The organism is Dongshaea marina, assembly GCF_003072645.1.
GTDB lineage: Bacteria > Pseudomonadota > Gammaproteobacteria > Enterobacterales > Aeromonadaceae > Dongshaea > Dongshaea marina.
The window spans coordinates 2,380,982-2,407,343 of the sequence record NZ_CP028897.1 but is presented as its reverse complement, the minus strand read 5'-3'; the positions used below and the strand labels follow the sequence as shown (position 1 = coordinate 2,407,343).

General features: G+C 48.0%; 15 protein-coding genes, 2 tRNA genes and 2 pseudogenes. 3 read left to right on the top strand and 16 right to left on the bottom strand.

The window, feature by feature from the left end:
- Positions 1–8: 8 nt before the first annotated feature.
- From DB847_RS24960 to DB847_RS11490, 5 genes and pseudogenes are all read right to left on the bottom strand, one after another.
- Positions 9–170, bottom strand: coding sequence for a LuxR C-terminal-related transcriptional regulator (locus DB847_RS24960; protein ID WP_199911808.1), 162 nt, complete (start codon positions 168–170; stop codon positions 9–11).
- Positions 164–652 (bottom strand): response regulator, encoded by a 489-nt coding sequence (locus DB847_RS11505; RefSeq protein WP_199911807.1) that lies wholly within the window; start codon positions 650–652, stop codon positions 164–166. The genes DB847_RS24960 and DB847_RS11505 overlap by 7 nt, the downstream gene beginning before the upstream one ends.
- Positions 653–974: 322 nt before the next feature.
- A complete protein-coding gene (gene rplY / locus DB847_RS11500) occupies positions 975–1,262 on the bottom strand; it encodes a 50S ribosomal protein L25 (RefSeq protein WP_108650811.1) in 288 nt (95 codons plus the stop codon).
- Positions 1,263–1,454: 192 nt separating this feature from the next.
- Positions 1,455–5,323, bottom strand: a pseudogene (gene hrpA / locus DB847_RS11495) (ATP-dependent RNA helicase HrpA).
- A 314-nt stretch (positions 5,324–5,637) separates the two neighbouring features.
- Positions 5,638–6,048, bottom strand: a complete 411-nt coding sequence (locus tag DB847_RS11490; protein ID WP_108650810.1) for a CBS domain-containing protein — start codon at positions 6,046–6,048, stop codon at positions 5,638–5,640.
- Between the two features lie 961 nt (positions 6,049–7,009).
- Between DB847_RS11490 and lon the strand changes: the two genes are divergently transcribed.
- On the top strand, positions 7,010–9,379 hold the full coding sequence (lon, locus tag DB847_RS11485; RefSeq protein ID WP_108650809.1) for an endopeptidase La: 2,370 nt from the start codon (positions 7,010–7,012) through the stop codon (positions 9,377–9,379).
- A gap of 363 nt (positions 9,380–9,742) precedes the next feature.
- On the opposite strand, the gene DB847_RS11480 is transcribed toward lon, so the two are convergent.
- Together DB847_RS11480 and DB847_RS11475 are read right to left on the bottom strand one after the other, a co-directional pair.
- Positions 9,743–9,819 (bottom strand) — tRNA-Met (locus DB847_RS11480).
- Between the two features lie 64 nt (positions 9,820–9,883).
- Positions 9,884–9,960 (bottom strand) — tRNA-Met (locus DB847_RS11475).
- 237 nt (positions 9,961–10,197) lie between these two features.
- Between DB847_RS11475 and glgX the strand changes: the two are divergent.
- Positions 10,198–12,260: pseudogene (gene glgX, locus DB847_RS26640) on the top strand (glycogen debranching protein GlgX); the annotation flags it as partial.
- A 202-nt stretch (positions 12,261–12,462) separates the two neighbouring features.
- On the opposite strand, the gene DB847_RS11465 reads toward glgX, so the two are convergent.
- Entirely contained in the window at positions 12,463–14,154 is a 1,692-nt protein-coding gene (locus tag DB847_RS11465) for a PglL family O-oligosaccharyltransferase (protein WP_108650808.1), read from the bottom strand.
- A gap of 442 nt (positions 14,155–14,596) precedes the next feature.
- The gene (locus DB847_RS11460; RefSeq protein ID WP_108650807.1) at positions 14,597–17,272 is read right to left on the bottom strand and encodes an ATP-binding protein; all 2,676 of its coding nucleotides are present in this window, start codon (positions 17,270–17,272) and stop codon (positions 14,597–14,599) included.
- A 218-nt stretch (positions 17,273–17,490) separates the two neighbouring features.
- On the opposite strand from DB847_RS11460, the gene DB847_RS11455 reads away from it, so the two are divergent.
- Positions 17,491–18,285, top strand: coding sequence for a hypothetical protein (locus DB847_RS11455; protein ID WP_108650806.1), 795 nt, complete (start codon positions 17,491–17,493; stop codon positions 18,283–18,285).
- Positions 18,286–18,400: 115 nt separating this feature from the next.
- On the opposite strand, the gene DB847_RS11450 is transcribed toward DB847_RS11455, so the two are convergent.
- From DB847_RS11450 to DB847_RS11420, 7 genes are all read right to left on the bottom strand, one after another.
- Entirely contained in the window at positions 18,401–20,026 is a 1,626-nt protein-coding gene (locus DB847_RS11450) for an ATP-binding protein (RefSeq protein ID WP_159084556.1), read from the bottom strand.
- Positions 20,027–20,097: 71 nt separating this feature from the next.
- Positions 20,098–21,159, bottom strand: a complete 1,062-nt coding sequence (locus DB847_RS11445) for a hybrid sensor histidine kinase/response regulator (RefSeq protein ID WP_108650804.1) — start codon at positions 21,157–21,159, stop codon at positions 20,098–20,100.
- 297 nt (positions 21,160–21,456) lie between these two features.
- Entirely contained in the window at positions 21,457–22,086 is a 630-nt protein-coding gene (locus DB847_RS11440; RefSeq protein ID WP_234418563.1) for a two component system response regulator, read from the bottom strand.
- Between the two features lie 93 nt (positions 22,087–22,179).
- Entirely contained in the window at positions 22,180–22,935 is a 756-nt protein-coding gene (locus DB847_RS11435; RefSeq protein WP_108650802.1) for a tetratricopeptide repeat protein, read from the bottom strand.
- 309 nt (positions 22,936–23,244) lie between these two features.
- A complete protein-coding gene (locus tag DB847_RS11430) occupies positions 23,245–24,579 on the bottom strand; it encodes a TadE/TadG family type IV pilus assembly protein (protein WP_108650801.1) in 1,335 nt (444 codons plus the stop codon).
- Between the two features lie 28 nt (positions 24,580–24,607).
- Positions 24,608–25,489 (bottom strand): type II secretion system F family protein, encoded by an 882-nt coding sequence (locus DB847_RS11425; protein ID WP_108650800.1) that lies wholly within the window; start codon positions 25,487–25,489, stop codon positions 24,608–24,610.
- 1 nt (position 25,490) lies between these two features.
- Positions 25,491–26,321: a type II secretion system F family protein gene (locus tag DB847_RS11420; protein WP_159084555.1), complete on the bottom strand. Its 831-nt coding sequence runs from the start codon at positions 26,319–26,321 to the stop codon at positions 25,491–25,493.
- Positions 26,322–26,362: the final 41 nt, after the last annotated feature.

The window sequence follows — 26,362 nt, the reverse complement described above, 5'->3', positions numbered from 1 at the left end:
ATCTTCAGCTATAGCTTTAGCCGGCTAACACATTGCATCAGCTCTGCTACATTATGCACATCGAGCTTACGCATCAGATTCAGCCGGTGGCTCTCAACGGTTTTCAGGCTGATTTTCAGATTCTCTGCGATATCACGATTTCGGTAACCCTCAACAATCTGCTTTAACACCTGGCGCTCTCTGCGGGTAAGAACCGAAGATTTCTGCTCATCTTCCCCGGCTGGGGCTGAATAAAGGCAGCCTGCAAAGATGGATCAATAAAGCGCTTCCCTTCACGGACCATCTCAATCGCCGACAACAGGATCTGCCGGGAGCTATTTTTCAGGACGTAACCATTGGCCCCTGCATCCAGGGCTTCTCTTGCCTTATGCTCTTCACAAACAGAGGTCAGAGCGATGATCCCCATCTCGGTCCAGCGCTTGCGGATCTGATAGATTACATCAATACCATTGAGTCCCGGCAGCATCAGATCAATTAGCAGAAGATCTGGTTGTAACTGTTGGCACTCGGTATAAACTTCCAGCCCGTTTTCAACCTGGCCCACGACCTCCAGCGAAGGTATATCAGCAAACATGCTTTTGAGCCCATCAACAATGAGCTCATGATCATCAACAACTAGTAATCGAAGCTTGTGACTCGTTTCTTTTGTCATCCTGGCCTTTGCGCTCCTGTCATTTTTCCGTGGATATTATCCCAAATCTGAAATGAGTCAACACTTAATCCCCTATCACATCATCTTAATATCCGGGGGACGTGATGAACATAATTAAATCGCCATTCGGCGTTCAATATCAATAGGTTAACCCATTTCCAAAAGCCTCGCAGCTTCTGCCTCAACCCTTTATGATAACTCAGCAAAAATAGCATAGGCGGATTCAGTGCCGGACTAAATCGCAGGCACAAAAAATCCGATGCGTGAGGCATCGGATTTTTTGTTTTCTCAGCCTGGTTACAGGCTGCAAGCTGTTTGCGACTTAAACGCGAACGAAGTCAACGTGAGTCAGCTTAGGCTTGTATGGGTGACGCTGCATATCCTGCACCTTCACCTTCAGCTCTTCAGAGCCGATCTTCAGAGTCAGAACTTCGTTGTAGAAAGCTTCATGCTCCTGAGCCAGGTTCAGCGCGCTGTGCTCCAGAGTGATAGCAACAGCCTCTTTGCCGGCACCGTAAACGATTGCAGGCAGCTTGTCAGCGTGACGCAGGCGGCGGCTCGCACCTTTCCCTGTATCCTGACGAATTTCAGCTTCAAATACGAATGACATAATAGTTTCCTCAAAAAGATAAATTTGGAACTGGGTGCGACCGCCCGGTTCCGCAAAATTGCGCGCGAATACTAGCACGCTAGCATAACCAACACAAGCCTATTCCCCCCTTTCGCGCCTATCGCCCACATCATAAAGCCCACTGGGTTCAGCACGGGAGCTGGCCCCATACTCAAACCCAACTCCTTGTGACTAAAACGCTTCCATCCGCTGGCGGATCCTTTTTTCTGAAACCGGATACGCGGTCCCGAGCTGCTGAGCAAAAAATGAGATCCTAAGCTCCTCCAGCATCCAGCGGATCTCTGAAATCTCTTCAGAGACGGGCTGGCCCGGTGGGATCTTATTTTTCAGCGCCTGGTAATCACTGCTGATCGCTTGAACCTTGAGCTGGTGCGCCCGATCGCGCATCGGATCCACAGGAAGCTTTTCCAGGCGTCGTAAGATGCCTCTGAGATAGCGATTGAGATCCTTCAATCGTGTATGCCCGGTAGCGGTCACAAAGCCCGGATAGATCAAAAGCTCAAGCTGCTGCTGAATATCCGACATCGCAAAGGCCATCTCCAGTGGGATCTTACCCTTGAGACGCTTTCGAATATCATTACTCAGGCTCAGGATCTGCTCGACCTCAATGGCGATCCCTACCACTGCATCATTGAGCGCACCACGGACACTCTCACGCAGTGCATCAAATCCCTGCTGATCCCACACCAGTCCTCCCTGCTGCTCGATCAACAGATCACAACCGCAGGAAATACAATCATCGATGAGAGTCCCTATTTGCCCATAGGGGTTAAAGTAGAGTCCAAGTTTGGCCTTATTGGGCAGTTTCTGCTGCAGATATTTGACCGGAGATGGAATATTCAGCAGCAGCAGCTTGCGTACCCCTTCACGCATCGCCTCCTGTTGGGCCTGCTCGCTATCAAACAACTTCACATCGACACTGTCACCCCGAGCCACCAGCGCAGGATAGGCCTTGATCTCAAAGCCCCCTCTTTTTTGCTCACAGCTTTTTGGAAGATCTCCAAAGCTCCACTGGGTGAGTCCCTGCTTCTCAAGAGAGTCATCCACAGCCTGCGAAAGAGCTTGCTGGATCTGCCCCTGCATCTGCTGCTTAAGCTCATAGAGACAACTTCCCTGAACCAGAGGGACACCATCGGCATCTTCCACGCTAAAATTCATTTTCAGATGCTCGGAAATTGCTAAGGGATCCCACTGCTCGCGCTCAATCATCACCCCGGTCATCCGTCGGAACTGATACTCCATCTCATCGAACAGGGGACGCTCAATTTTATCGACCCGCCCGAGAAATGCACCCGCATACTCAGGTGCCGGCACCAGATTACGCCGCTGTGGCTTAGGCAAAGATTTGATCCAGCCGATCACCAGCTCTTTACGAAGCCCCGGGATCTGCCAGTCAAAACCTGCAGGCTCAATCTGATTGAGCAATGGCAGGGGGATGTGCACCGTGACACCATCGCGCCCTTTTCCCGGTTCAAACTGGTAACTCAAAGGAAGCTTGAGCTCCCCCTGATACCAGTGATCGGGATAATCAAGAGCGGTCACATGGCTGGCATCTTTTTGCAGCAGCATCTCTTTTTGGAAGTTAAGGAGCTCCGGCTGCTTACGCCGTACCTTCTGCCACCACTTATCAAAGTGGCGCACCGAGACAATCTCTCCCGGCAGGCGCTCGGCATAAAACTCTTCAAGCACCTCATCGCTGACCAGCAGATCGCGGCGCCTGGATTTATGCTCCAGCAGCTCAACTTCCTCCAGCAAAGAGTGGTTTTGCTGCAAAAAAGGATACTTCTTGGAGATCTGCCCCTCGACCAGAGCCCCCCGGATAAATAACGCCCGGCTCACCACAGGATCAATTGCCCCATAATTCACCTTGCGCTGCGTTACAATCGGCAGGCCAAACAGAACCTGCTTTTCGAAAGCCATCACGGCGCCACGCTTCTTCTCCCAGTGAGGCTCACTATAGCTTCGCTTCACCAGGTGCTGGCATAAAGACTCGATCCACTCCGGATAGATCCGTGCCGCAGTGCGGCCATAGAGCTTTGATGTCTCCACCAGCTCGGAAACCATCACCCACTTGGGTGGCTTTTTAAAAAGTGACGAACCCGGAAAGATGTGGAACTGACTGTTGCGTGCCCCCTGAAAGCTCTTACTCTCCCCTCCTTAAGCCCGATATGCCCTAAAAGACCTGACAGCAGAGCCCGGTGGATCGCATCGGGATCTCCCCTCTCATGGTTGAGCCGCAGCTCGGATTCACGACATGCCTGCTTTAACTGGCTATAGATATCTTGCCACTCCCGAACCCGCTGCCCGGCCAGGAACTCCTTCTGACACAAACGGCGAAACTGGTTACGGGTCAGCTCTTTTTGCTGCTCCTGCAGGTATTCCCAAAGCTTGAGCAAGGTAATGAAATCCGATGATTCCTCCTCAAAGCGCTTATGCTTCTCATCTGCCGCCTGCTGTTTATCCAGAGGTCGCTCACGCGGATCCTGGATACTCAATCCGGCGGTGATGATCATCACCTCATTCAGACACCCCTGGTCACTGGCAGTGAGTACCATCCGAGCCAGTCGTGGATCTATGGGCAGACGGGAGAGCTGCTTACCGATCGCCGTCAAGCTCGCATGCTGATGGGAAAGCCCGGGTTCAATCGCTCCCAGCTCTTCGAGCAGGCGCAAGCCATCCCGAATGTTTTTTTGATCCGGCGGCTGAACAAAGGGAAACTCGGCGATATTGCCAAGACGTAGTGCCAACATCTGCAGGATCACCGAAGCCAGGTTGGTCCTTAAGATCTCAGGATCGGTAAACTCGGGGCGCGCCACAAAATCCTCTTCCGAGTAAAGGCGGATACAGATCCCCTCACTTACCCGTCCGCAGCGCCCCTTTCGCTGGTTGGCACTGGCCTGTGAGATCGCCTCAATAGGCAGACGCTGAACCTTGGTCCGATAGCTGTAACGGCTGATCCGGGCCGTTCCCGGGTCAATCACGTAGCGGATCCCGGGCACGGTGAGTGATGTCTCAGCGATATTGGTTGCCAGCACGATACGTCGCCCCTGATGGGAGGCAAAGATTCGGTTCTGCTCCGAGACCGACAGGCGGGAATAAAGAGGGAGGACCTCAGCACTTCCCTTAAGTTGCTTGGTCAAAAACTCCGCCGCATCCCGGATCTCCCGCTCCCCATTAAGAAAGACCAGGATATCGCCCGGCCCCTCCCGGTGCAGCTCCTCGGCAGCACTGAGGATCCCCTCATTGAGTTCCAGATCCTGCTCGTGGAGTGGGCGGTAGCGTACCTCAACCGGATAGGTCCGGCCGGAGACCTCAACCACAGGTGCGTCGTTAAAGTGTCTGGAAAAGCGCTCGGGATCTATGGTGGCCGAGGTGATGATGACTTTCAAATCCGGCCGCTTTGGCAGGAGCTGGCTCAGGTAGCCCAGGATAAAGTCGATATTAAGGCTTCGCTCATGAGCCTCATCTATGATCAAACAGTCGTATTGATTGAGATAGCGATCTTGCTGGAGCTCGGTGAGAAGGATCCCATCAGTCATCAGCTTGATCAGTGTATTCTCGGACACCTTATCACTAAAGCGAACCTTATAACCCACCTGCTGGCCCAGCTCACAGTTTAGCTCCTGAGCGATTCGGCTGGCGACGCTACGTGCAGCAATCCGTCTTGGCTGAGTATGACCAATCGCTCCCCTGATCCCCAGACCCAGCTCGAGACAGATCTTGGGTAGCTGAGTGGTCTTCCCGGAGCCGGTCTCACCGGCAACAATCACGACCTGATGATCACTAATCGCTTCCAGAAGTTGCTGTTTCTTCTGGCTCACCGGCAGCTCTGAAGGGTAATCAATCACAGGAATGGAGCGCTCCCGCGCCTCAAAACGAAGATTTGATTGCACCCTATCGCGTTCAATCGTCTGCAGTATTGAATCCTGTTTATCCGGTTTAGCCCGCTGGGCACCTTTAAGGCGCCGTAAGATACGCTGCCTGTCGACACGCATCAAAGGCGTAAGCTGTTTTTTGATCGATTCAACCGTGACTGTCAATGGAGACCCCCTCACTCTATATCAGCGGGAGATCCTAGCAGGAACAAGCCAAGCTGTCAGCGCCTGGCTTAGGCCCTGCAGCTGGCTATTTGTTCGGTCAGCAAGGAAAAAGTTGTGTGCTGTCGTTGTTTTACCTGAGCACCCGATAATCCGGTGGTTCAAAAATGGCCACCGCTCTGTGGGTTTCCCCTGAAAAAGCCCTGTTGAGCCTCTAAATTTGGCAGCTCATGTCACGAGCAACACAGTTGCAAGAGTAACAGGCTCAGAACCTGTTACGTCAACAGAGCCTGGGCTGGAAGCAATTTTTTGATGGCTTATTTCTTATAGCAGGCGCTCATGTGAACCTTAAGGGCTTTCATCATCTCATGACGGGTGATCACTCCCCTGAGGATCCCCTGCTCCACAACCGGATAGGCCTTAGGTTTGGCTTCAAGTTGTTGCTCCACCAGCTTGAGGACGCTGTCATCAGGAGAGACTGTCAGGACATCTTTTTGCATGACATCTTCAACCCTGGCGGTTTGCTCACAGTGATAACTCTCTTCAAGAATAGTCGCAATACAGTCTCGCTCAGACAACCAGCCCAGCAGATGCTTATACTGATCGACCACAGGGCCGCCGTACTGCTTGCTCTGGATAAATTTATCGATTGCCTGCTGCAAAGACATATCCGGCTCAAAGGTTACTGTACGCGCATTCATAAAGTCGCCAACTCGCAGTGATTCCATCACCTATCCCCTTGCTATTCGCCCAACAGAGCATCTATTTCAAGTCTATCTCCTGTACAAAAAACAACAATATCAGCCACTCACAAGGATGGCCAGCAGAACCTTTACAAATAATCAACAACAGACATCTCCTCTCCCATGAGAAAAAATAAAGCCCGAAGAACCCCAAACCACAAATACATAAGAACAGCCAAACATAAAACATAAAACATAAATTATACTTATAAAACAACCTGTTGCGATATGGTTTGACAACCAAAAAACCACCTCCGAACTGGGTGCAACAGGGCATTTCATGCGACATATTTTATGAAAAACAGGCCAAACAATCGCAACGGGAGGATAATCCCAAAAAAAACAACTTTAGCGCTTGCCATCCAAAAAAAACATGGTATAGTTTGTAACCAAGTTCATAACTAACTCGAGGAGTACATCGATGAAAGAATTTATCATGATTGCTGTATTTACAGTGTCTATGGCGCAGATCGCGGTGTCTCTTCCTTCTATCGCTGGCTGATTAATATCTATACTGAATAGAAGCTAAAGAAGAGAACCACTTCGAAAAAGGTTTAGCCTGTTTTCCAAAGTTTTGTGTGTGTCTTTGTCTGGTTAAACCAAGTCGAACAAAAAAAGTCCCCCGAGGGACTTTTTTTGTATCCAGCTCACAAAACCATTCTTTAAGTAAGGGTAATCTCATCTTAGGGCAAACCGGACTGCCCCAATGGAGAGAACCATGATCTGTCACGACCAATATGAAAAGGAGCTTCTCAAGGAGCTTGAAGCACAAGCGCAACACCCCCTCGAAGATGAGACACCTCCGATAGAGCAAGAATCAGAATAGTAGCTTCTGGCAGCGATCGAGGATCGCTGCCAATCCCACATTCAGATCCAGCTCACAAACTCACAACTCTTCCCTTCATATACTTTACTTAAGGCAGAACCACCCTATAAAGGAGTGGCTATGAGCCGCCACGCCCCATCTCAAGGCGATATGATTATCCCAGGCCATAAAACCCCGGATGAGCTCTATATCATTCCTGTTTATAACCGTCCTTTTTTGCCCACTCAGATCCTGCCGATCCAGATCCAGGCCGATCCCTGGGAAAAAACTCTGCATGCAGTGAATCAGACTGACCACCGGATGGTCGGACTCTTTTACGTCGATGAAGAACGCCTGGGACCAGAGCAGGAGCATTCCCTGGCGTTGCGCCTGTCTAAAACCGGCTGCATGGCAAGGGTTCACCATGCAACCAAGGTCCACCATGGGATCCAGTTTGTTGCCGAAGGCTTGTGTCGAATTCAGATCAAGCAATGGCTCACCAACTCTGCCCCCTACCTGGTCGAAGTCGACTATCCGAAAGGCCATGAAGGACCACCGGCCCAGGTGAAAGCCTATGCAATGGCACTTATCAGTACTCTCAAGGAGCTGCTGCCACTTAACCCACTATACACAGAGGAGTTAAAGCAGTATCTGAACCGATTTAACCCCAATGAGCCCTCTGAGCTTGCAGACTGTGCGGCAGCGATCACCACAGCCAAGGGAGCACTGCTGCAACAAGTTTTGGATACCTGCGATCTCATGCCCAGAATGGAACAGGTTCTGGCTCTGCTCAAAGATGAGATGGAGGTTGCACGCTTACAGACAAGGATCAGCAAGGAGGTGGATAAAAATATCCAGGAACGCCAGCGTGAATTTTTCTTAAGAGAGCAACTCAAGGTTATCCAAAAAGAGCTTGGTATTGCGAAAGATGATAAAACCGCCGATCTCGAAACCTTTGAGGAAAGGTTACAGAACAAGAAGATCCCAGGTGCGGTTCAGCAGAGGATTGATGAGGAGCTCGATAAGTTTTCAATCCTGGAGACTGGCTCACCCGAGTATGCGGTCACCCGCAACTACCTGGAGTGGATCACCGCACTCCCCTGGGGAGTTTTCTGCTCGAACCACTTTTCTCTCGAACAGGCCCGGGCAATTTTGGATGAAGATCACCAGGGCCTTGAAGATGTAAAGCAGAGGATTTTTGAGTTCCTGGCGGTGAGTCGCTATAAAGGTGAGATCATCGGATCTATCCTGCTGCTGATCGGTCCGCCCGGTGTCGGAAAAACCTCTGTCGGTCGCTCGGTGGCAAGAGCCCTTGATCGCCCCTTCTATCGATTCAGTGTTGGTGGAATGCGAGATGAAGCCGAGATCAAGGGGCACAGGCGCACCTATATCGGTGCCCTTCCCGGGAAGCTGGTACAGGCACTCAAAGAGTGCCAGGTGATGAATCCAGTCATCATGCTTGATGAGATCGACAAAATGGGGGTCAGCTACCAGGGAGATCCCGCCTCGGCGCTGCTGGAAACCCTGGATCCGGAGCAGAACAACCAGTTTCTCGATCACTACCTGGATCTCAGGCTGGATCTGTCTCATTGCCTGTTTATCTGCACCGCCAACACTCTGGATCATATTCCCCCTGCACTGCTGGATCGTATGGAAACGATCCGACTCGCCGGATACCTGGATTATGAGAAATTAGCCATCGCCATACATCACCTATGGCCACGCCAACTGGACCGGGCGGGTGTCGCACCTAAGCTTCTGACCATTACCCAGGGAGCACTTAAATTGATCATTGAAGGCTATGCTCGCGAAGCAGGGGTGCGCCAGCTGGAAAAACAGTTAGCCAAAATCATTCGCAAATCTGTTGTTCAGCTTGTGACAGATAAAGAGCGCAAGATAAAGATCACCAAGCGACAGATCAAAGAGCTGCTCGGGCCTGCCCCCTACAGGAAAGAGAAGCGCTTGCAGGGAGTCGGCATAGTCACCGGACTTGCCTGGACCTCCCTCGGAGGAGAGACTCTCTCGATAGAGGCAACCCAGATCCACCAGCTTCAAAGTGGCCTGAAACTAACCGGACAACTGGGAGATGTGATGCAGGAATCTGCATCTATCGCATACAGCTACCTGTGTAGCCAACCCCAGCTCTACCCCTGCCACCCTGATTTTTTTGAAAAAGCCCAGATCCACCTGCATATTCCTGAGGGTGCAACCCCCAAGGATGGACCCAGCGCCGGGATCACCATGGCCTGTGCCCTGCTATCCCTGGCTCGTGATCAGCCCTTAATGAGCAGCATTGCGATGACCGGTGAGATGACGCTCACCGGGCATATCCTGCCTGTCGGCGGGATCAGGGAAAAGCTGATCGCGGCCAGGCGACAAAAAATTCAGGAGGTGATCCTCCCTGCTACGAACAAAGGAGATTATGAAGAACTTCCCGAGTATATTCGTCACGATCTGCGGATTCATTTTGCCAGGCATTTTCGCGATCTGGTCAAGCTGCTATTCAAATAGCTAAATCTAAGATCTCTCTTAAGCATATCTGGAGTAGCAAGGTTTACTCTCCCCCTGACAAGAGCAATGAATCACCCAACAAACTGGCTCATCAATAAAGTCACAGGAAAAGAATTACAGGAACTGATTGTGGTGCAACGTCCCTGTCTGATTTATCGGGAGCTAATTCTGAAATGATTGGTTTTGGAGCCAGAGCTAAACCAGAAATCTTCGGATGCTTTACCGAGAGCTGAGCCCGATGAGCCGTTTACTATGGGGAATACATGGAAATGGTTGCAGTAACCAGATTTGAATCGACGGTATTCACCTGGTTTATCGAGAGCTGAGCCCGATCGGCTGTTTACTATGGGGAACATAGGGAAATGGTTGCGGGAGCCGGATTTGAACCAACGACCTTCGGGTTATGAGCCCGACGAGCTACCAGACTGCTCCATCCCGCGACTACATTTATGATTTTCTGTTTCTAAGACAGTTGTCAGGTTTGACAGCTTATCAACAGAGTGTTGGTTGCGGGGGCCGGATTTGAACCGACGACCTTCGGGTTATGAGCCCGACGAGCTACCAGACTGCTCCACCCCGCGACTGAACGAGGCGTATAATACCCTTCCTGAACCAGGATGCAAGTTTTTTTCCTAATTTTTTCATCGGGTTATTTATTGAGCATCCATAAACGAGGCTCCATGACCCGGCTCTGCTCTGTCGCCTCATTTTCAACTGGTTTTTAGCCGAGTTTTATTCCAATTGGATACATTTACAGCAAAATTGGACTAACGTTAAAAAAGTAAGATGTTTTCTGTGCCTGAGCAGGGAGGATGGGTATGAAAACAACGCCAGGACACTGTGGGCAACTTGGAGCTGTATTTGAGAACAATGGAGTCAACTTCTGTTTATGGGCCCGTCTCGCCAGCAGTGTTGAATTGTTACTCTTTGACAGTGAGACAGATATCCATCCAAAGATTATCCCCCTCTGCCCCCGGAAAAATCGCACCGCCTACTACTGGCATATCTTCATCGAAGGGATCAGCGAAGGCCAACTCTATGGCTACCGGATCACCGGTCCCTATCGCCCCCACCCGGGTTGTAGCTTCGACGAAGAAAAGATCTTGCTGGATCCCTATGGTAAAGAGGTGGTACTGGGCCCCAACTATGATCGAAAAGCGGCCTGTATTCCGGGAAGCAATATCCGCCAGTGCGCTAAAAACGTCCTGGTCGATCCGGGACACTTTGATTGGGAGGGTGACTGCTCGCCTAGGCACCACCTATCTCGCTCCGTCATCTATGAACTACATGTAGGCGGCTTTACCAACAATGAGAATTCGGGAGTCAGCGCCGACAAGCGCGGCACCTACGCCGGTGTCATTGAGAAGATCCCATACCTTCAGGATCTGGGGGTCACGGCGGTCGAGCTTCTGCCTGTCTATCAGTTTGATCCACAGGATGCCCCGAAGGTAAGATCAATTACTGGGGCTACAGTCCCATGTCATTCTTCTCACCTCACTCGGAATTCAGTAGCGATCACTCCTCCCTTGGGGCAATCAATGAATTTCGGGAGATGGTCAAGGCGTTGCATAAGGCAGACATCGAGGTGATCCTGGATGTGGTTTACAACCACACCGCCGAAGGTGGTGAGGGCGGGCCAATCTTTAGCTTTAAAGGGATTGATAACGAGATCTACTACATCCTGGATCCGGCTACCAAGAACCACACCAACTACAGCGGTTGCGGCAACACCTTCAATGCAACTCACTCGGTCTCGCGCAGGCTGATCACCGATAGCCTCCACTACTGGAAAGAAGTAATGCATGTTGATGGATTCCGTTTCGACCTGGCATCCATCTTGTCTCGCGGCGAAGACGGCACCCCCTTGTCAAACCCTCCAACCCTGTGGAGTATCGACACCGATCCCATAATGGGTGAGTGTAAGCTCATTGCCGAAGCCTGGGATGCCGGAGGCCTCTATCAGGTCGGTCGACTCGCCGGTACCCGCTGGCGGGAGTGGAATGGCCAGTTTCGCGATGATGTACGCAAGTTTGTGAAAGGCGATGAGGGGACGATCCAGACCTTTGCCGATCGCCTGATCGGCAGCCCCGACATCTATAGCTATCAGCAGGCCGATCCTGAGAAAAGTATCAACTTTGTCACCTGTCATGATGGTTTTACCCTGTGGGACATGGTGAGTTACAACCAGAAACACAACGAAGCCAATAATGAACAGAACCGCGATGGCTGCGATCACAACTACAGCTGGAATTGTGGCGTCGAGGGCGAAACTAACTCGCGAACCATCAACAAACTTCGGATGCAACAGGCTAAAAACCTGATGGCGATCAACCTGTTGTCGGTAGGATCCCCCATGGTTCTGATGGGAGATGAGGTTCTGCGAACCCAAAATGGTAATAACAACGCCTACTGTCAGGATAATGAGCTTAGCTGGATGAACTGGAAGAGTTCAACCCGGGGCAAAGAGATGTTTCGCTTTGTGCAAGAGCTGATCCGTTACCGAAAATACATGTTCAGTACCAGTGACAAAGATCCTCACCCAGTCTCCCTGACCGAGGTTCTGCAACGCTCCGATCTGGCATGGCACGGCACCGAGCCTTACAAACCAGACTGGTCCCCCTACTCGAGAGCCCTGGGGTTATCTGTGGTAAATCACAACATGGGAGTTGCCTTCTACTTTGGCTTTAATACCTATTGGGAAGATCTCGAGTTTGAACTCCCGCCTCCCCCCAATAACCTCAAGGGAAAAGGCAAGTGGCGGCGGATCATGGATACTTCATTGAAGTCGCCGGATGACATCATTCCGTTAGGCGACGCCTTGCCCAGCATAGATAAGCACTACCGGATAAAGGCTCGCTCAACCTGTATGTTTATCTGCGGTGAAGCGCATAACCCACAGGCGGTAAAAAAACTGCTGGAAGCAACGTCCAGGGCGACCAGAGCCAAAAAAACCGCCAAACCTGCAACCAAGAAGAATAAGTCCAAGGGAGCGGCTGCAACCAGTAAACCTAAGAGTAAAGCAAAAGCCACTAAGAAAAACTAACTGCCAGGGAGGGCCTTGATAAGCCCTCCTCGGCTTCATGCTAAGGCTGCATCGCGATAGTCAGGTATTTCTGTTTCTTCTGCAGCTCTTGACTCATTTTCTCAGCACCAAATTGCTCCTGAGCCTCTTTCCGGAGGAGCTGTGCAAGATCTGCGTTACCCAGCTTACTCGCCAGCAGTATCAGTCCTGCATAGCCAGTCGCTGTAGGTTGTTTGCGGTTGGCTTGAGTCAGCTCCGCTTGATACTGATCAAGCAATACCATGTCATCCCTTTGCCAGGCTTTTTGAATCAACCTCAGCCCATCCACCCTGCCTTTCCAGTAACCAGGGTACACAATATGCTGCAGGGCACCCGGCGTTTTACCAAGGCGCTCCAGCCAGTAGCCCGCCTGCATGGTCCCAAGCATATAGATGGTAACCAACACCAATATCAGTGACGAGCTGACTCTTAATAAGTTACGAGAAACTACAGCAACGGACCATGTCTGATTTCTCTCAACATCTGTCAAATAGATGATTCCGACGAATAGCAGCCAGTGTACAAGAGACTGATAAAAGGGAAACTCAAGCTGACTGTGAAGCATAAGCGGCATAATAATCGCCATCAATCCAAGGCGCCTATACCAATCCCCACCTCTGAGAAGCAGTAGGTAACGCCAGCCAAAGATAATTAGCGCTATCAGGGCTATGATTCCGCCTTCAACCGTCCAGTAAAGGATCTCATTGTGAGGATGCTCCTGGCGCCCCATGTTATCCAGCATCGCCTGAGTAGGATGAGGCTGCTTAGGATAGTCTTGGATAAATGCCTGGGAAAAGTTTCCATAGCCAACACCAAGGAGCGGATGCTCTTCTATCAGATGGATAGATTCCCGGTACTGCTCAACTCGCAGCCCCGGATTGGAGTCAAAACCATCACCACCGCGTTTTACTCCCTGGATATAAGCCAGGGCCACCAGCCCAAGAAAAATCCCAACACCAACCAGAAGCAGGAAACTGAATAATCGCTTTTTCTGATACCTGATCCCTGCCGGAAGCAGTAATAGCATTACGACTATGGCAGCTAGTTCACCGGTACGAGACTGCAGAACCACCAAAATGAAGCTACCAGAAAGAGCAATCCAACCATGCAGGGCAATTTGCCAGCCTTTAAGTGACGTTGTAGATTGCTTGGTACATAGATAGAGACTGATCGCCAGACCCGTGGCAACAAAACTCGCCATCACATTAGGCTGCTGAAAGATCCCGTAGGGACGATTTAGAGCTGTGTCGTATTGGATCCAGTTTCCCGGTGTCAACCAAAAGTACTGAATTAGTCCAATAACAATCTCAATGCTGACCGCAAATAAAACAAGATAGAGCCCCCTGACTCTCTCTCTTGCAGTAAAACGAAACTGCAACAGACTTAGATAAAAAAGTAACCCCGCCGAGATCGCGACAAAGCGACCGGAAACTTGCTGAAAACTCTGACTCAGAGGGTAAATAAGAGGGATCAGTAAGAATAACCAGATAACCCAGCTCCACAGATGAAAGCGGCTAACGACCAGCTCTCCGTCTCGAGCAACCTGCCAGATACCACAAGTGATCATAGCCGTCACAAAGACCCATCCCATCTGGTTATAAGGCATATCGAGACCACACCCGCCCATATTGGGAAGATAAAAGTGAACCGCCAAACAAAGGTAGCAGACTAGCAAAACACCAAACAAGGTGCGCGGGGTTAGTAATGAGCGCATGCTATTAATATCCAAGTTTATTATGGAAAGGTTCTCAAGTGATTTGTCCGAGTTGACCACTTCTATAAAAACAATGGTCCCGACTGGCCTCAAACATTTAAGATATTTTGAACAATAAAGGTAGCAAAGACGCACATCTTAGTGACGAAGTTTTAAGCACACAACAAAGAAATTTTCCCCAGAGGATCGTATGGATTTTAAGTGGAAAAAACACCATTTACATCATTGTTTTTAAAAGGTTTTTGATGCAATTAAGGCAAATGCCTGATTTTATCGGAAACATAGACTTTAACTTCATGGAGGAGCATAAAACAGGGGTATTTATACGATCACCTCTCCAGCTCATCCAGTAATAGACTCAATTCTGATAAAGCTCTCGCATCCACGAAACCCGAACTTTTCAGGTTCAATTCCAGAGACTCCACATACTGATGGATCTCCATCAATCCCCCTGGCCTGCAGTCCCCTTGATGGCATGCAGGAGCTCAGGAATCTCATGCTTCTCATTAGATTCTAAAGCCTGCTCTAGCTGGCCCAACAAGACTCTTAGCTGTGCAATAACCTTTTGACTGTTATCTTCTCCTGCGAGTAGCGGCTGATCGTACTTAGGATTAGGAGTAAGTCGAACCCCCCGAGCCAGCTGATAGCTCACCGCCAAATCCAAAATTGCCGAAAGTGAATCCATGGTGATTGGTTTTGACAGGTAATCAAACATCCCGACCTCATCAAGATCATGTTGAATCTCAGGGAGGACATTGGCAGTAATGGCAACGATGGGGCATTCAGGATCAAGGGCCTCGCTATCATCACATTTCCATAGGCGACATGCCTCTATTCCCCCGATCCCCGGCATCCTGAGATCCATCAATACCAGATCAAACAAGCAGCTCTGTGAAAGCTCCAACGCCTCCTCACCACTGGATGCCGTGGTCACCTGATGGCCAAGGGATTCAAGCATTCTACGGATGATATCCCGATTGGTCTCAATATCATCCGTCACCAGAACCTGCAGTGACCACGCCTGTTTGATAAGGCCTGTCGATGAAGGGGCTGGTTGAGTTGAAGAGCTCTCTCCTGAAAGAGTATTCCACAAGGTATTTGGCTGATAGCTATATTCAGGGATCAGAAATTCCTCTGTCGTTTCGCCTCCTTCTACACACTGGTAACCCCAGGCTTGAAGTTGAGGATGCAACACTGCTGGAGCGCTGATATCACCTCCCGGAAGCTTTTCATATTCAGGGGCAACTAAAGGTAGAGAGAGTATAAAAGTTGCGCCCTGCCCCGGCTCACTACTTACCTCAAGTCCACCGCCCATCAAGCTTGCAAGTGAGCTGGCGATCGACAATCCCAACCCTGTACCAGAACTTTGATCATGCTCCTTGGTGAAGGGCTCAAAAATATGCGGGAGCAACTCAGCAGAGATCCCCGGGCCACTATCCACCACCCGAAACAAGATCCGATGCCCTCGAGCATCGACCGTCAGTGATACCTCACCCTGCTCAGTAAACTTGACCGCATTGCCGAGCAGGTTGACCAGGATCTGCTGAACCTTGAGCGGATCAAGCTCTAACCTATAGGGTACCTCCGCTTTTACCAATAGCTGCAATTTGAGTCCCTTACGACTCATCTGGGGAGCAATATTCCACATCACCTGCTCAAGCAGTGCCAGTAGCTCCGTGGTAACCGGGGACAGCTCAACTTTTTCAGCCTCCATTCGGCTAAAATCCAGCAAGTTATTAATCATCTCCAGCAGAGAAACCGAGCAATTCAGGCCCGTATTTGCCAAGTCCCTCGATTCTTTGGGTAGGTTTTGCAAACACAGAAGCTCCATGATGCCGATCACCGCATTCAGCGGAGTTCTAATCTCGTGACTTGCAAAGCTCAGGTGCAGCTTCCGCCGCTGCGCCATCGCCTCAGCCTGCTCTTTGGTTTGCTGCAGCTCAAAAGTGCGGCGTTTTACCTTATCCTCAAGGCTATGATAGTTGAGCTCAATGGCAGAGAGTAACTGATTATAAGCCATCGCGATCTGGCCTAACTCATCCTCTCCCCGAACCGGCAATCGGGTATCAAAATCTTCAGGACCGGTAGAGCGAATAATCCTGATAAATTTTCGAAGAGGAACCGCAATGCTGTATCTGAGGGTCAGCAGTAAAATCAGAGTCAGCAGAACCAATGAGCCAAGCGCAAACGGAAGTGTCTCCATATGGCTCTGCAATTCCGCAGCATGAATCGCCTTGAGAGTCTCCAGATGGAGCAACATCCAGGGTGGGCCAATATAATTTGCCTTAGAGATAAGATAATCACCCGCCATCCAGGCATTCTTATTGGGTGAATCCGGGTGCGACATCAGTTGATCAAGCTGCTGCTGGCTAACCTGATGAGAAAGCACGGGTAGTATTTTCCCCTGCCGTGTTGCCAGTACAAAAACGCTATGATCATTCTTATCATGATCATCAGGGATCATGTCTTTGAGTAGCACAGAGTAGCCGATGAGGGCAAACTTCCCGCCGGGCGCTGCAACCTTCCTGGCAATCGAGATCCGCCAGAATTTGAACATGGGGTCAAAGACGGGCGTTCCCCAGTAAACCCCTTGGAGATTGGGTTTAGCCTTAGCCAGTAGCAGCAGCTCTTTTTTTCGATCGGCAAGATATTCTTTCAAATCCGGGAACAGGGTATTGATAGCCAACCAATCCTGGTCAAAAATAACAAACCCATCCAGGTACTCTTGGGGTGATGTCGCACCCTTATGCTTGATCACTTGTATGGCCCGACTCACCAGCTGCTCAGGTATCGGTTTTTGGTTAAGCGAAAAGGTATAAGTTCGAGTATTAGGACTAAAGGTATGTTCCAGGTGGGCCCTGCCATACCATTGCCTGCGCCACTCCCGTTCCAACAGTGACAGATCGGTTTCAATCCCCTGAAAGCGAACCGACTCCTTCATCGCACGCAATGCTGTCACTTTTTGGGCGTAGCTTAGGGTGATCTCATCCTGATCATCATAAAATCTGCTATAGCTATAAAAAGCCATGCTTTCCGCAAGAAACCACAGTAGTGCAACCAGCACCACAGAAAGTAATGTCAGCCGAGTCACCATTGAGGGACTACGGAAATATTTCATGGCTGCTCCACTGGTAACAGGGCCATCGCTAACTCCATCACACCTATCTATTCAAAGCGTAGTTCAATGACTGAAACTCGCACAAGCTCCAATTGGAGACCTAGGTCCAATGCCTGATTAATCACTTTAGCAGGAATATTCACTCGGTTGAGTAGGAGCCACATGCTAGGATCGCGCAACAGAAATCCCCCGCCGACTATGATGATGAGAATGTAAGAGTGACACACACGAGAATACAACAAGCGCTGATCTACAGACTGTACTGGTTTAGCGGCATCCTGGCGTTACCGGCATTGATTGTGACTCTCCTCTATAGTCAATTTATCGGATTTCGTTTAGGTGTCAGCCTGAATATGGCTGTTATCATATTTGTGCTTTGCCTGTTACCTATCCTCAAGCGATCACCATACAATCTCAAAGTGATGGGTTTACTGCTCTTTATGACCATCATTACCTTCCTTGACTATTTTGCCTGGGGAACCCTGGTCACTTTGCAAAGAACCCTGCTTATCATGATCCTTGTATCGAATCTATTTTGGAGCAAGAAGGGTGTTTTATTAACCATAATTTATACTATGTTGCTAATGTCTTTGATTAGCTATATATCCATCAACCATCCTTTCTCCCTGAACATCTCAGACCACTTAAATATGAGTCAGTCAGGTTCCTGGTTTTACCTGGGCTTTAGTTTTTTCACGATTGTGATCCCTTTTGTCATTGCAACAACAGATATTGCACAACAGTTAACCCGTAAGGTTTCAGAGCTGCGTACGGCAAACATACAGCTCAAGCAATCAAATCAAAAGCTACAGGCCGCCTATAACCAGATTAGTAAGTTACATGGTATTTTACCCATCTGCGCTCAATGTAAAAGCATTCGAGATGATGAGGGATACTGGCAACAGGTTGAGTCCTATATCGAAAAAAACTCTGAAGCGACCTTCAGTCACTGCCTGTGCGAAAGTTGTACAGATAAACTCTATGGCCATGAGTCCTGGTATCAGAAGAGCTGAACGATAATTATTCAATTTCAATATTTGCAGAGCTTAGCTATAAGTCTCAGCTCAGGGATAGAGCATAATGATGCTGCTATGACTACTATAGCTGGCTTCTCTTAACCTCCTGTTTTCAGATTAAAATCTTGTTAATTAATCGACCGATCTGTTTCAGTTCATCTTCAAACTTTAATTTACCCTGTCTCATCATTATCTCTATCCCTCCCAACTTATCATGTAGCATCATCTCCCCTCCCTGGCCTGCTGCTCCTTTCATTGCGTGAGTAAGACTCTCAGCCATTTTTACCTCACCCAACTCTATGGCATGGGTTAACTGCTTCAGTAACTCCTTAAGTTGAAGCTGTAGCTCTTCCTTTAATCCCGGATCAAGCAACAGAGGCTTATCCAATTTTGAGTTCAAGGCCAGTTCAATGCCTCGTTCTAGCTGATAACTAATCACTTTGTCCAAAACACTGCTCAGGCACTCCATAGATACAGGTTTTTGAATAAAATCCAACATACCGACCTCATTGAGTCGATGTTTTAATCCTCCGTGAGAGCTTGCTGTAACAGCAATCACAGGGCAGTCAGGGTCCAACACAGCACTATCGTCGGCCTTAAATCGGACACAAGTTTCAAAACCATCCATCTCTGGCATACGAATATCCATCAAAACCAGATCAAACAGAGCCTCTTCACAAAGTTCTAAAGCCTCCCGACCACTGAGGCAACAAGTTACCTTGTGCCCTAACGCCTGAAGCATGCGCTGCATGATTGTCAGATTGGTCTGAATATCATCGACTACCAATACATGCAAAGTACGTTGCTGATAAGAGAGAGCTCGCTTTTGGCTGACATGCTCCTGTGAGCCCGAGCTTAATCTTTTCCAGAGCTCTCCCGGTAGATAGCGAAGCTCTGCGGGCCACTGGGACGGCAACTCATCTGGCTCAGTCTGACAGGATATACCCCAGGCTATTAATTGCTCACATAGCCACAGCGGAGAGCTAACCTGCTTCGTACTGAGAGTTTGATATTGAGCTCCTTTGATCGGTACATTCAGGGTAAATACGGAGCCAACCCCAACCTGGCTGGTTACCCTGATATCACCTGCCATCAGCTTTGAGAGACTCTTGGCAATAGACAGACCCAATCCAGTACCTATCACCTCCCTGCGATCACGAACAAAAGGCTCAAAGATAAAAGGAAGCTTATCCGCTGAGATCCCACATCCGGTATCTGCTATTGAAACCCGCAGCTGTCCGGACAGGACAGACACTATGACCCGGATCTCTCCTGTATCGGTAAACTTAATGGCATTACCCAATAGGTTCACCAGAATCTGCCGGTACCGATGGGGATCAAGACTGAGTTCGAAGGGTACATCAGCATTAACTAAAGTACTCAGGGACAAACCTTTCATCAGTGCCTTATTACTCACGATCTGCATCACTTGATCGATGAGATCAAATAACCGGGTCGGTTGCTCACTGAGCTCAAGCTTTCCCATATCACTCGAATCAAAGTCCAGGTAGTTATCCACCATCTCCATCAGAGACTCTGAGCAGATCAGCGCGGTTTTAAGAAGATCATGCTGCTCTGTATCCTGAATCTTACTACTGAGTAACTCCAGCGCGCCCATCACCCCATTGAGGGGAGTTTTTACCTCGTGGGTCAAAAAGCTTAATCGCTGTCGGCGTGATTTCGCCTCAGTCTCTGCCTTATCCTTGAGTAGAGACAAAGCCCTGGTCCGGCGGATCACCCGCTCCTCCATCCCCAGATAGGCTTCCTCAATTTTTGAGAGTAATTGGTTGTAGTAATATGCAATCTGCCCTAGCTCGTCCTTTCGCTGAGTTGGAAGGCGCTGCTGAAAATCCTCCCCCCGGTATCACGAATAATCTGAGTAAATCGCCGAAGAGGCCGAACTAATCTCAGATGAAGAATAAGCAACAAGCTGAGCATCAGCAGCAAAAGCGGGATCAAGATATAGGGCAGCGTACCGACATGCATCAAATGAGCCCTGAGTTCACTTTGATTAACAGCTGATAGCTGGCGGATCCCAATAAGCAACCAGGGCGGCCCCTGGAGCGTTGAGCTGGATACAAAGCGCCCGGCAGAAAACCAGCTTCTGTCCTCCTGAGCTCGCTCTTTTGCTAATAGCTCTGAAAGCCCAATACCATTAATCAAGCTGTGAGAGCCCAGTAATATATTTCCGGAGCGCGAAGTTAAAACCCCATTGTAAGACTCTAACATCTTAGTCTCACGACTCAGGGGAAAAAAAACTCCGACTAATACAGGCTTACCCGACAAGCTCATGATTTTTCGAGCAACCGGTACCCAGTAAAATTTTAACAGGGGATCATAATGAGGTCTCCCCCAATAATAACCACGAGAGTTAGGGGTAACCTTCCACAGTGAGGTAAAAAATTGAGCAAGTTTCGGCTGATGAATAAATTCGGGACCAGAAGATGACTGCAGTAATAACCAGTCATCATCATAGATGATAAAACCTCCAATATAGCTAAAGGGTGATGCTTTGATCCCTCTGGCGATCAATTGAGCATAGTGCATGGTTTGTGATTCATTCTTGCTATTCCAAAAAGGAATAAATCGAGTCGAACCATGCGAGATCGGCAAAAGTGAAATATGCTTCACATCCCTAAAATCAATAAGATCCCGACTCAATGAGCCTACATCATTTTCAACACTCCTGAAATGAGCACTGATACTCGAAGCCCTTAACTCATTGATCCTATGGATATAGTCAGATGCATATAGCCTGTCAGATCCCATAATAAGAGCCACATAAGCGATGATCCAAAAAATGGAGACAAGTAACACAACCAAAACTGTGAGACGCACCCCAAGAGAATGGGCAATTTTGGACTCAATCATTCCCTATTAAAATCCTTCCGAACTCAAAATATTAAATATCCAGCAGATTTTCAGACAGAAATATAGAAATTGTCATCATTTGAATCCAATCCGGATATCCATAAAAAATAACACAACCTGAGTTAATCGCTTGCTAAGTTTGATATTTTTAGAAATAGCCCTGAGATCATTGAATCGAAAAGATAGGATTCAGTTGAGTTATTCTTCCATTGCTACCCTGAGGTTTAAATCAGCCTCTCACATAAGCCGGACACAAAAATGCAGGGCAAAGCCCTGCATTTTACAACAATAAAAAACTTAAAGGCCCAGTCGCAACGCCCAATGGACGAGTTCTGTCGCATTATGAGCCCCAAGCTTTCGCATCAAGTTGAGTCGGTGGGTGCGGACTGTCTTCACTCCTATGTTCAGTGTGTCGGCAATATCATTATTTCGTTTGCCCTCACTGATAAGCTTTAAGATCTGCTTCTCTCTGGGAGTTAGCCCAAAGCTCTCCTCCAGATCCTCGGTATTCATCAACTCAGTTGGATCGACCCCAAATTCAGGATCGACAAATACCCGTCCTTCGCTCACCTCACGGATCGCATTGAGCAGAGTCTGCTGGGAGCTTTTTTTCAGGATGTAGCCCTTTGCCCCTGCTTTCAATGCCCCCTGAAGTTTATTCATCTCAGAGTGGGCCGAGATGCAGAGGATCGGCAGCTCAGGCCAGCGCTTGCTCACCCGCCGGATCACATCGATCCCATCCATCCCCGGCAACCCAAGATCCGTTAATAACAGATCGGGGGACATCTCCTGACATGCCCCATATACTTCCAATCCATTATCAATATGGCCGACTACACTCCAGTCAGACTCACCGCTGTAGGTCTCAATAAAATTTCTGATCCCATCCGCGATCAAGGTGTGATCATCTACAATAAGAATTTTCAAGATATCACTACTGCTCTGTGTCATATGTATGACATAAATATATCCCGAACTCTTCCATTAGTCGACGCGCAGTCTAACACTATGGGTTCAAAATCAATGTTTTGTTGACCCCAGGGCGCGTTTCATCGCATCAAATTGCAAAGATGAATAGTTTTTACCCAACACGGCCTTGGCATCATCATCCCGACCCACCTTGATCAGAGCAATCACCAGATTAGCGATTACTGTTTGGTTGGTCATCCCACTGTTGAACAGCGGCTGCAGCTTATTAATCGCAGCCTGGTACTTTCCTTCGGCTATATCGAGAAACGCCAGGTTATTAATCACCTTAAAGTCGTTGTAATGGCGAAGCCTGGCCTGTTCAAACATTGAGCGAGCCGTTTTATAGTGTTTACGGCCAGCCTCGGCAAGGCCCAACAGGTTATAGGCTTCAGGGGCCTGCTCTTTATATTGCGCTGCTTTTTTAAGCTCAGTAATTGCCGCGCGATATTCGCGCTTTGCTAAGAGTGCCTCCCCCTGGCGCAGCAGAACTTCCGGATAGAGGGGGGATTTACTATCTGCCAGCAGAGGCTTGAGATAAAACATCGCCGAATCTGGATCATCTATTGCCATGTAGGCTTTAGCAAGCTTGATCCGGGTCAACGAAGTATCCTGGCTCTTGAGTTGCTGCCCATAAAAGGCGATCAGACCGGGATAGTTTTTGGATTTCACCAGGATCTGCTCTTGCTGAGCAAGATCACTAGCCTGCGGCTGCTTAGCTCCGGACCCACTCCCTTGCCCACCTTGGGGAGGTAAGACGCAACCTGTTAGTAAGCCCGAAAGTACAAACAAAGCTATCCAGCGTTTCATAGCAAATCCTTTTCAATGTGTTGATGCCATCCTCACGGCTGGCCCTACCCTCAATTATATCGGACTCATCTCAGGCTGCAGCCTGTCAACCTAAAAGCAACACCTGACTGCCGAAAAAGTCAGCACCTCTGTGACCATAAATGATCTCCGGCCCCCCTTCGCACTTACACTAACCTTCGCCTTGCAAAACACGATATTTGGTTAGTTAAAACCCAAAATCACTACGCCGCAGAGATTAAATAAACAAAAAGAACTCCAAGTAAACCATCTAAATAATGGCTTACTTGGGTTATTATTTCAGAGTCAATATTATTGATTTACAAACTGCTTATCATAGCGGAAATGAATATCACCTAAAGTAGTGCTTCGGACAGAGCCTGCGATCTCTTTTGCTAGATCTGAAAGATCGCCTTGAACATGAAAAACCTTATCATAACAATTTCTAGCCTGTATTTTACTCATACTCTTGCCGTAATAAAACAAATATATTACAGAGCTCTTAGAACCATCTTTGATAAGAGTATCTCTGATTTTATTACACATACAATTATCTAAATTACTCCTATCTGTCTTACAAGATGGATCTTGGAGACTACTCATTGCCCAACCATTAGTATTATCATATGTATCACTTATTAAAGCAATTATTTGATGATGACCTTTATCTTTAGCATATGTTTTCGCTGCTTTATCTAACTCTTGAGCAGCACTAATGACACCATTAGCAACAGTTGTTGAACCATCTAAATCATTATATTCGTCGACTTGATCCCATACCTTTTGATACGCACTTTTTGGATCATAGCCAACCAGTGGTATTGATTGATATCCTTTATGCCACGAAACTTGCCTTGCATTATCTTTCCAAGGATAGGTAAATAAGTTATCAATTAATGCTGTTCTATAAAGCCTCCAATCGTCCCACCAATGGTAATTATTATAATCATGCGCAATATCAAAATACTGTAAAGGTTTCCCTTTACCATTTTTAAACCTGTATGCAATAGAGTTAAATGTGGTAGTCCCAAGACTAATACCTGAATATATATCTGGTTCTGCTCTGAAGGTAGTTATTAACTTTTGAATAGACTCTTTCATCTGATCTCCAAATCCTTTCATGCTACCCGATCCATCGATGGCAAGCATTAAGTCCGTTGGAGCTCCTCTCCCAACTTGAGAAATTGATAGTCCCTGATTACCAATAACGATGTTCTTTTCAAATCCAGGAATGATATTTCCTCCCTGAAGCCAACTAGTGAATGTAAGCTGGGAGTTGACCTGATAAGTTCGATGGTCCACATGAAGCTCATCACTTTCATCGACTTTAGTACATTGATAGCCACGACAACGCCACCCTTTTCTTATCACAGAAATTGATTTGGATTTAGAGTTTAACTGTAGCTCTGGAATAAATGAATTAATCACATTTACAGCAATTTTTTTGTAATCTTGATCCTGTCCAACCGGAGGCATATCTAAAACTGATGCTGCAACAGCCGCTTGTTCACTTGCATCCGCTAGTCGTGTTTTATCCTGCACATAACGAGTCCCCTCAATTGCAAGGAACAAGAACCCAAAAAGTACTGGTGCCATAATAGCAAACATTATGGCTGCCACCCCCTTTTCAGAGCGAACAAAAAGCATGAATATACCTCATTAAAAAATATCTTATCTATGATCCAATAAAACCAGATAACCCACCGGATGCCATTAATTGAATAAATGGTGGGGCAACAATCAACACCAAAACAGGTAACATAATAAATAAGATTAGAGGCACACTCATCTTAGCTGAAAGTTTACCCGCTTTCTCTTCGGTCCTGGTTAACTGTAGCTCACGTAGTTCAGTGGCTTGCTGCAATAGAGGTTTATAAATAGAGGCACCAAACTGCGAACTTTGCTTCAATGTACTCACAAAACGTAAGATATCCGGGTGTTTATAGTGACCATTCATCTCATCTAAGGCAGGTTCAAGACCGATCAATTTCACTCGATTCTCCAGACGGGAGAGCATATAGCCTAGATGTTTGTTTATCTGGCTCATTTCAGCGCTCAAATAACCAAGAGTATTCTCAATGGTAATACCCACCTGAGCACTAACAGCCATTAGCTCCATCAATGTTGGAATACTTAGAGATATGTCCTCTGTCACCGATTTACCCCGCAGCTCTATCCAAATCCGCGGAATAAATAAAATCGCCAGTATCAAAAGAATAGCTGGCATCTGTATCTGAAAAACAAAATAGAATAGTGCAGGAATAATAATGGCACAACCTAGTCGGACCGGTTCATAGAGCTCATGTACGATGGGGTTATAAAATCCCGCGGCGATCAACTTATCACTGACAACACTCTTCTGCTCTTTTCGCCAGGAAATCCATTTATCATTCAGTTCAGAGATTTTAATCTCAAGTGAGCTCTTTTTACGCTCTTTTACGGATTCAACATCCTTAAAAATAGCCCGATAGCGTCTCTTCAAGCGAAGTTTATGAATGACTTTGACAAGAAAAATGGCGATACCAGCAAAAATTATTAAAAGGTAGTATAGCTTCATTCTATTTCACTCTCCGCATCAGCCACTGGATTACTAACATACCTGTAGCTTCACTACCAATAATGTACCAGCGTAACCAGCTGGCATGAGAGCTATGTAGCACAAACTTAAAATTTCCGGGTGCCATATATGCCATGACCCCCATAAAAATAAATGGCAATGCAAAAAGGATTTTTGCAGAGATCCGAGCCTCAGAAGTCAAAGCGCGTTTTTTGGCTTCAAGTTTCTGCTTGTTGTAGATCACCTTACTCAGCTGTTGCATAACTTCACTGAGGCGCGCTCCCTTATTGATCCCCATCATGATTGCAACCATAAAAAAGCGATAGCTAGGATAGGGATTACGCTCATAAGAGCGGGAAAAAACCACTTGGGGATCCTCACCTACTTTGAGGCGTGAGCTAACCAGCTCAAACTCTCGGCCCACAAAATTATGCAGGGAGTCGACAACATGCTCCAAAGCACGAGACAGAGATTCACCGGACTGCATTGCACTACTGGTAATGTTTAATACGTTTGGAAAATGCTGCTCAAAAAGGCTCTGCCGTTTCTTATTACAAAATGCTAAAGAAGCTAGCAGTAATACAATGAAGATCAATGGTGAATAAGCAAGCAAGTTGAGCTTTATCCACCAAAAGGTCCCAGTAGCAACTACGCCTGTCACCACTAAAGAACCAACAACCAGATATACAGGCCCCAACGGCCCAAGCAAAGTTGTAGCTCCCCGCCCCCAACTTGTCCAGGTTCGTTGTAAAAAAGACTGCTTAGATAGGGCCTTGAGGTTAAAGCTGCTTTCATGTACCTCTTCAACATCACTGCTCATATCTGATTGCATCAGCTGACCCAAATCCCGACGGCGCAACCAGGTATGCAAGG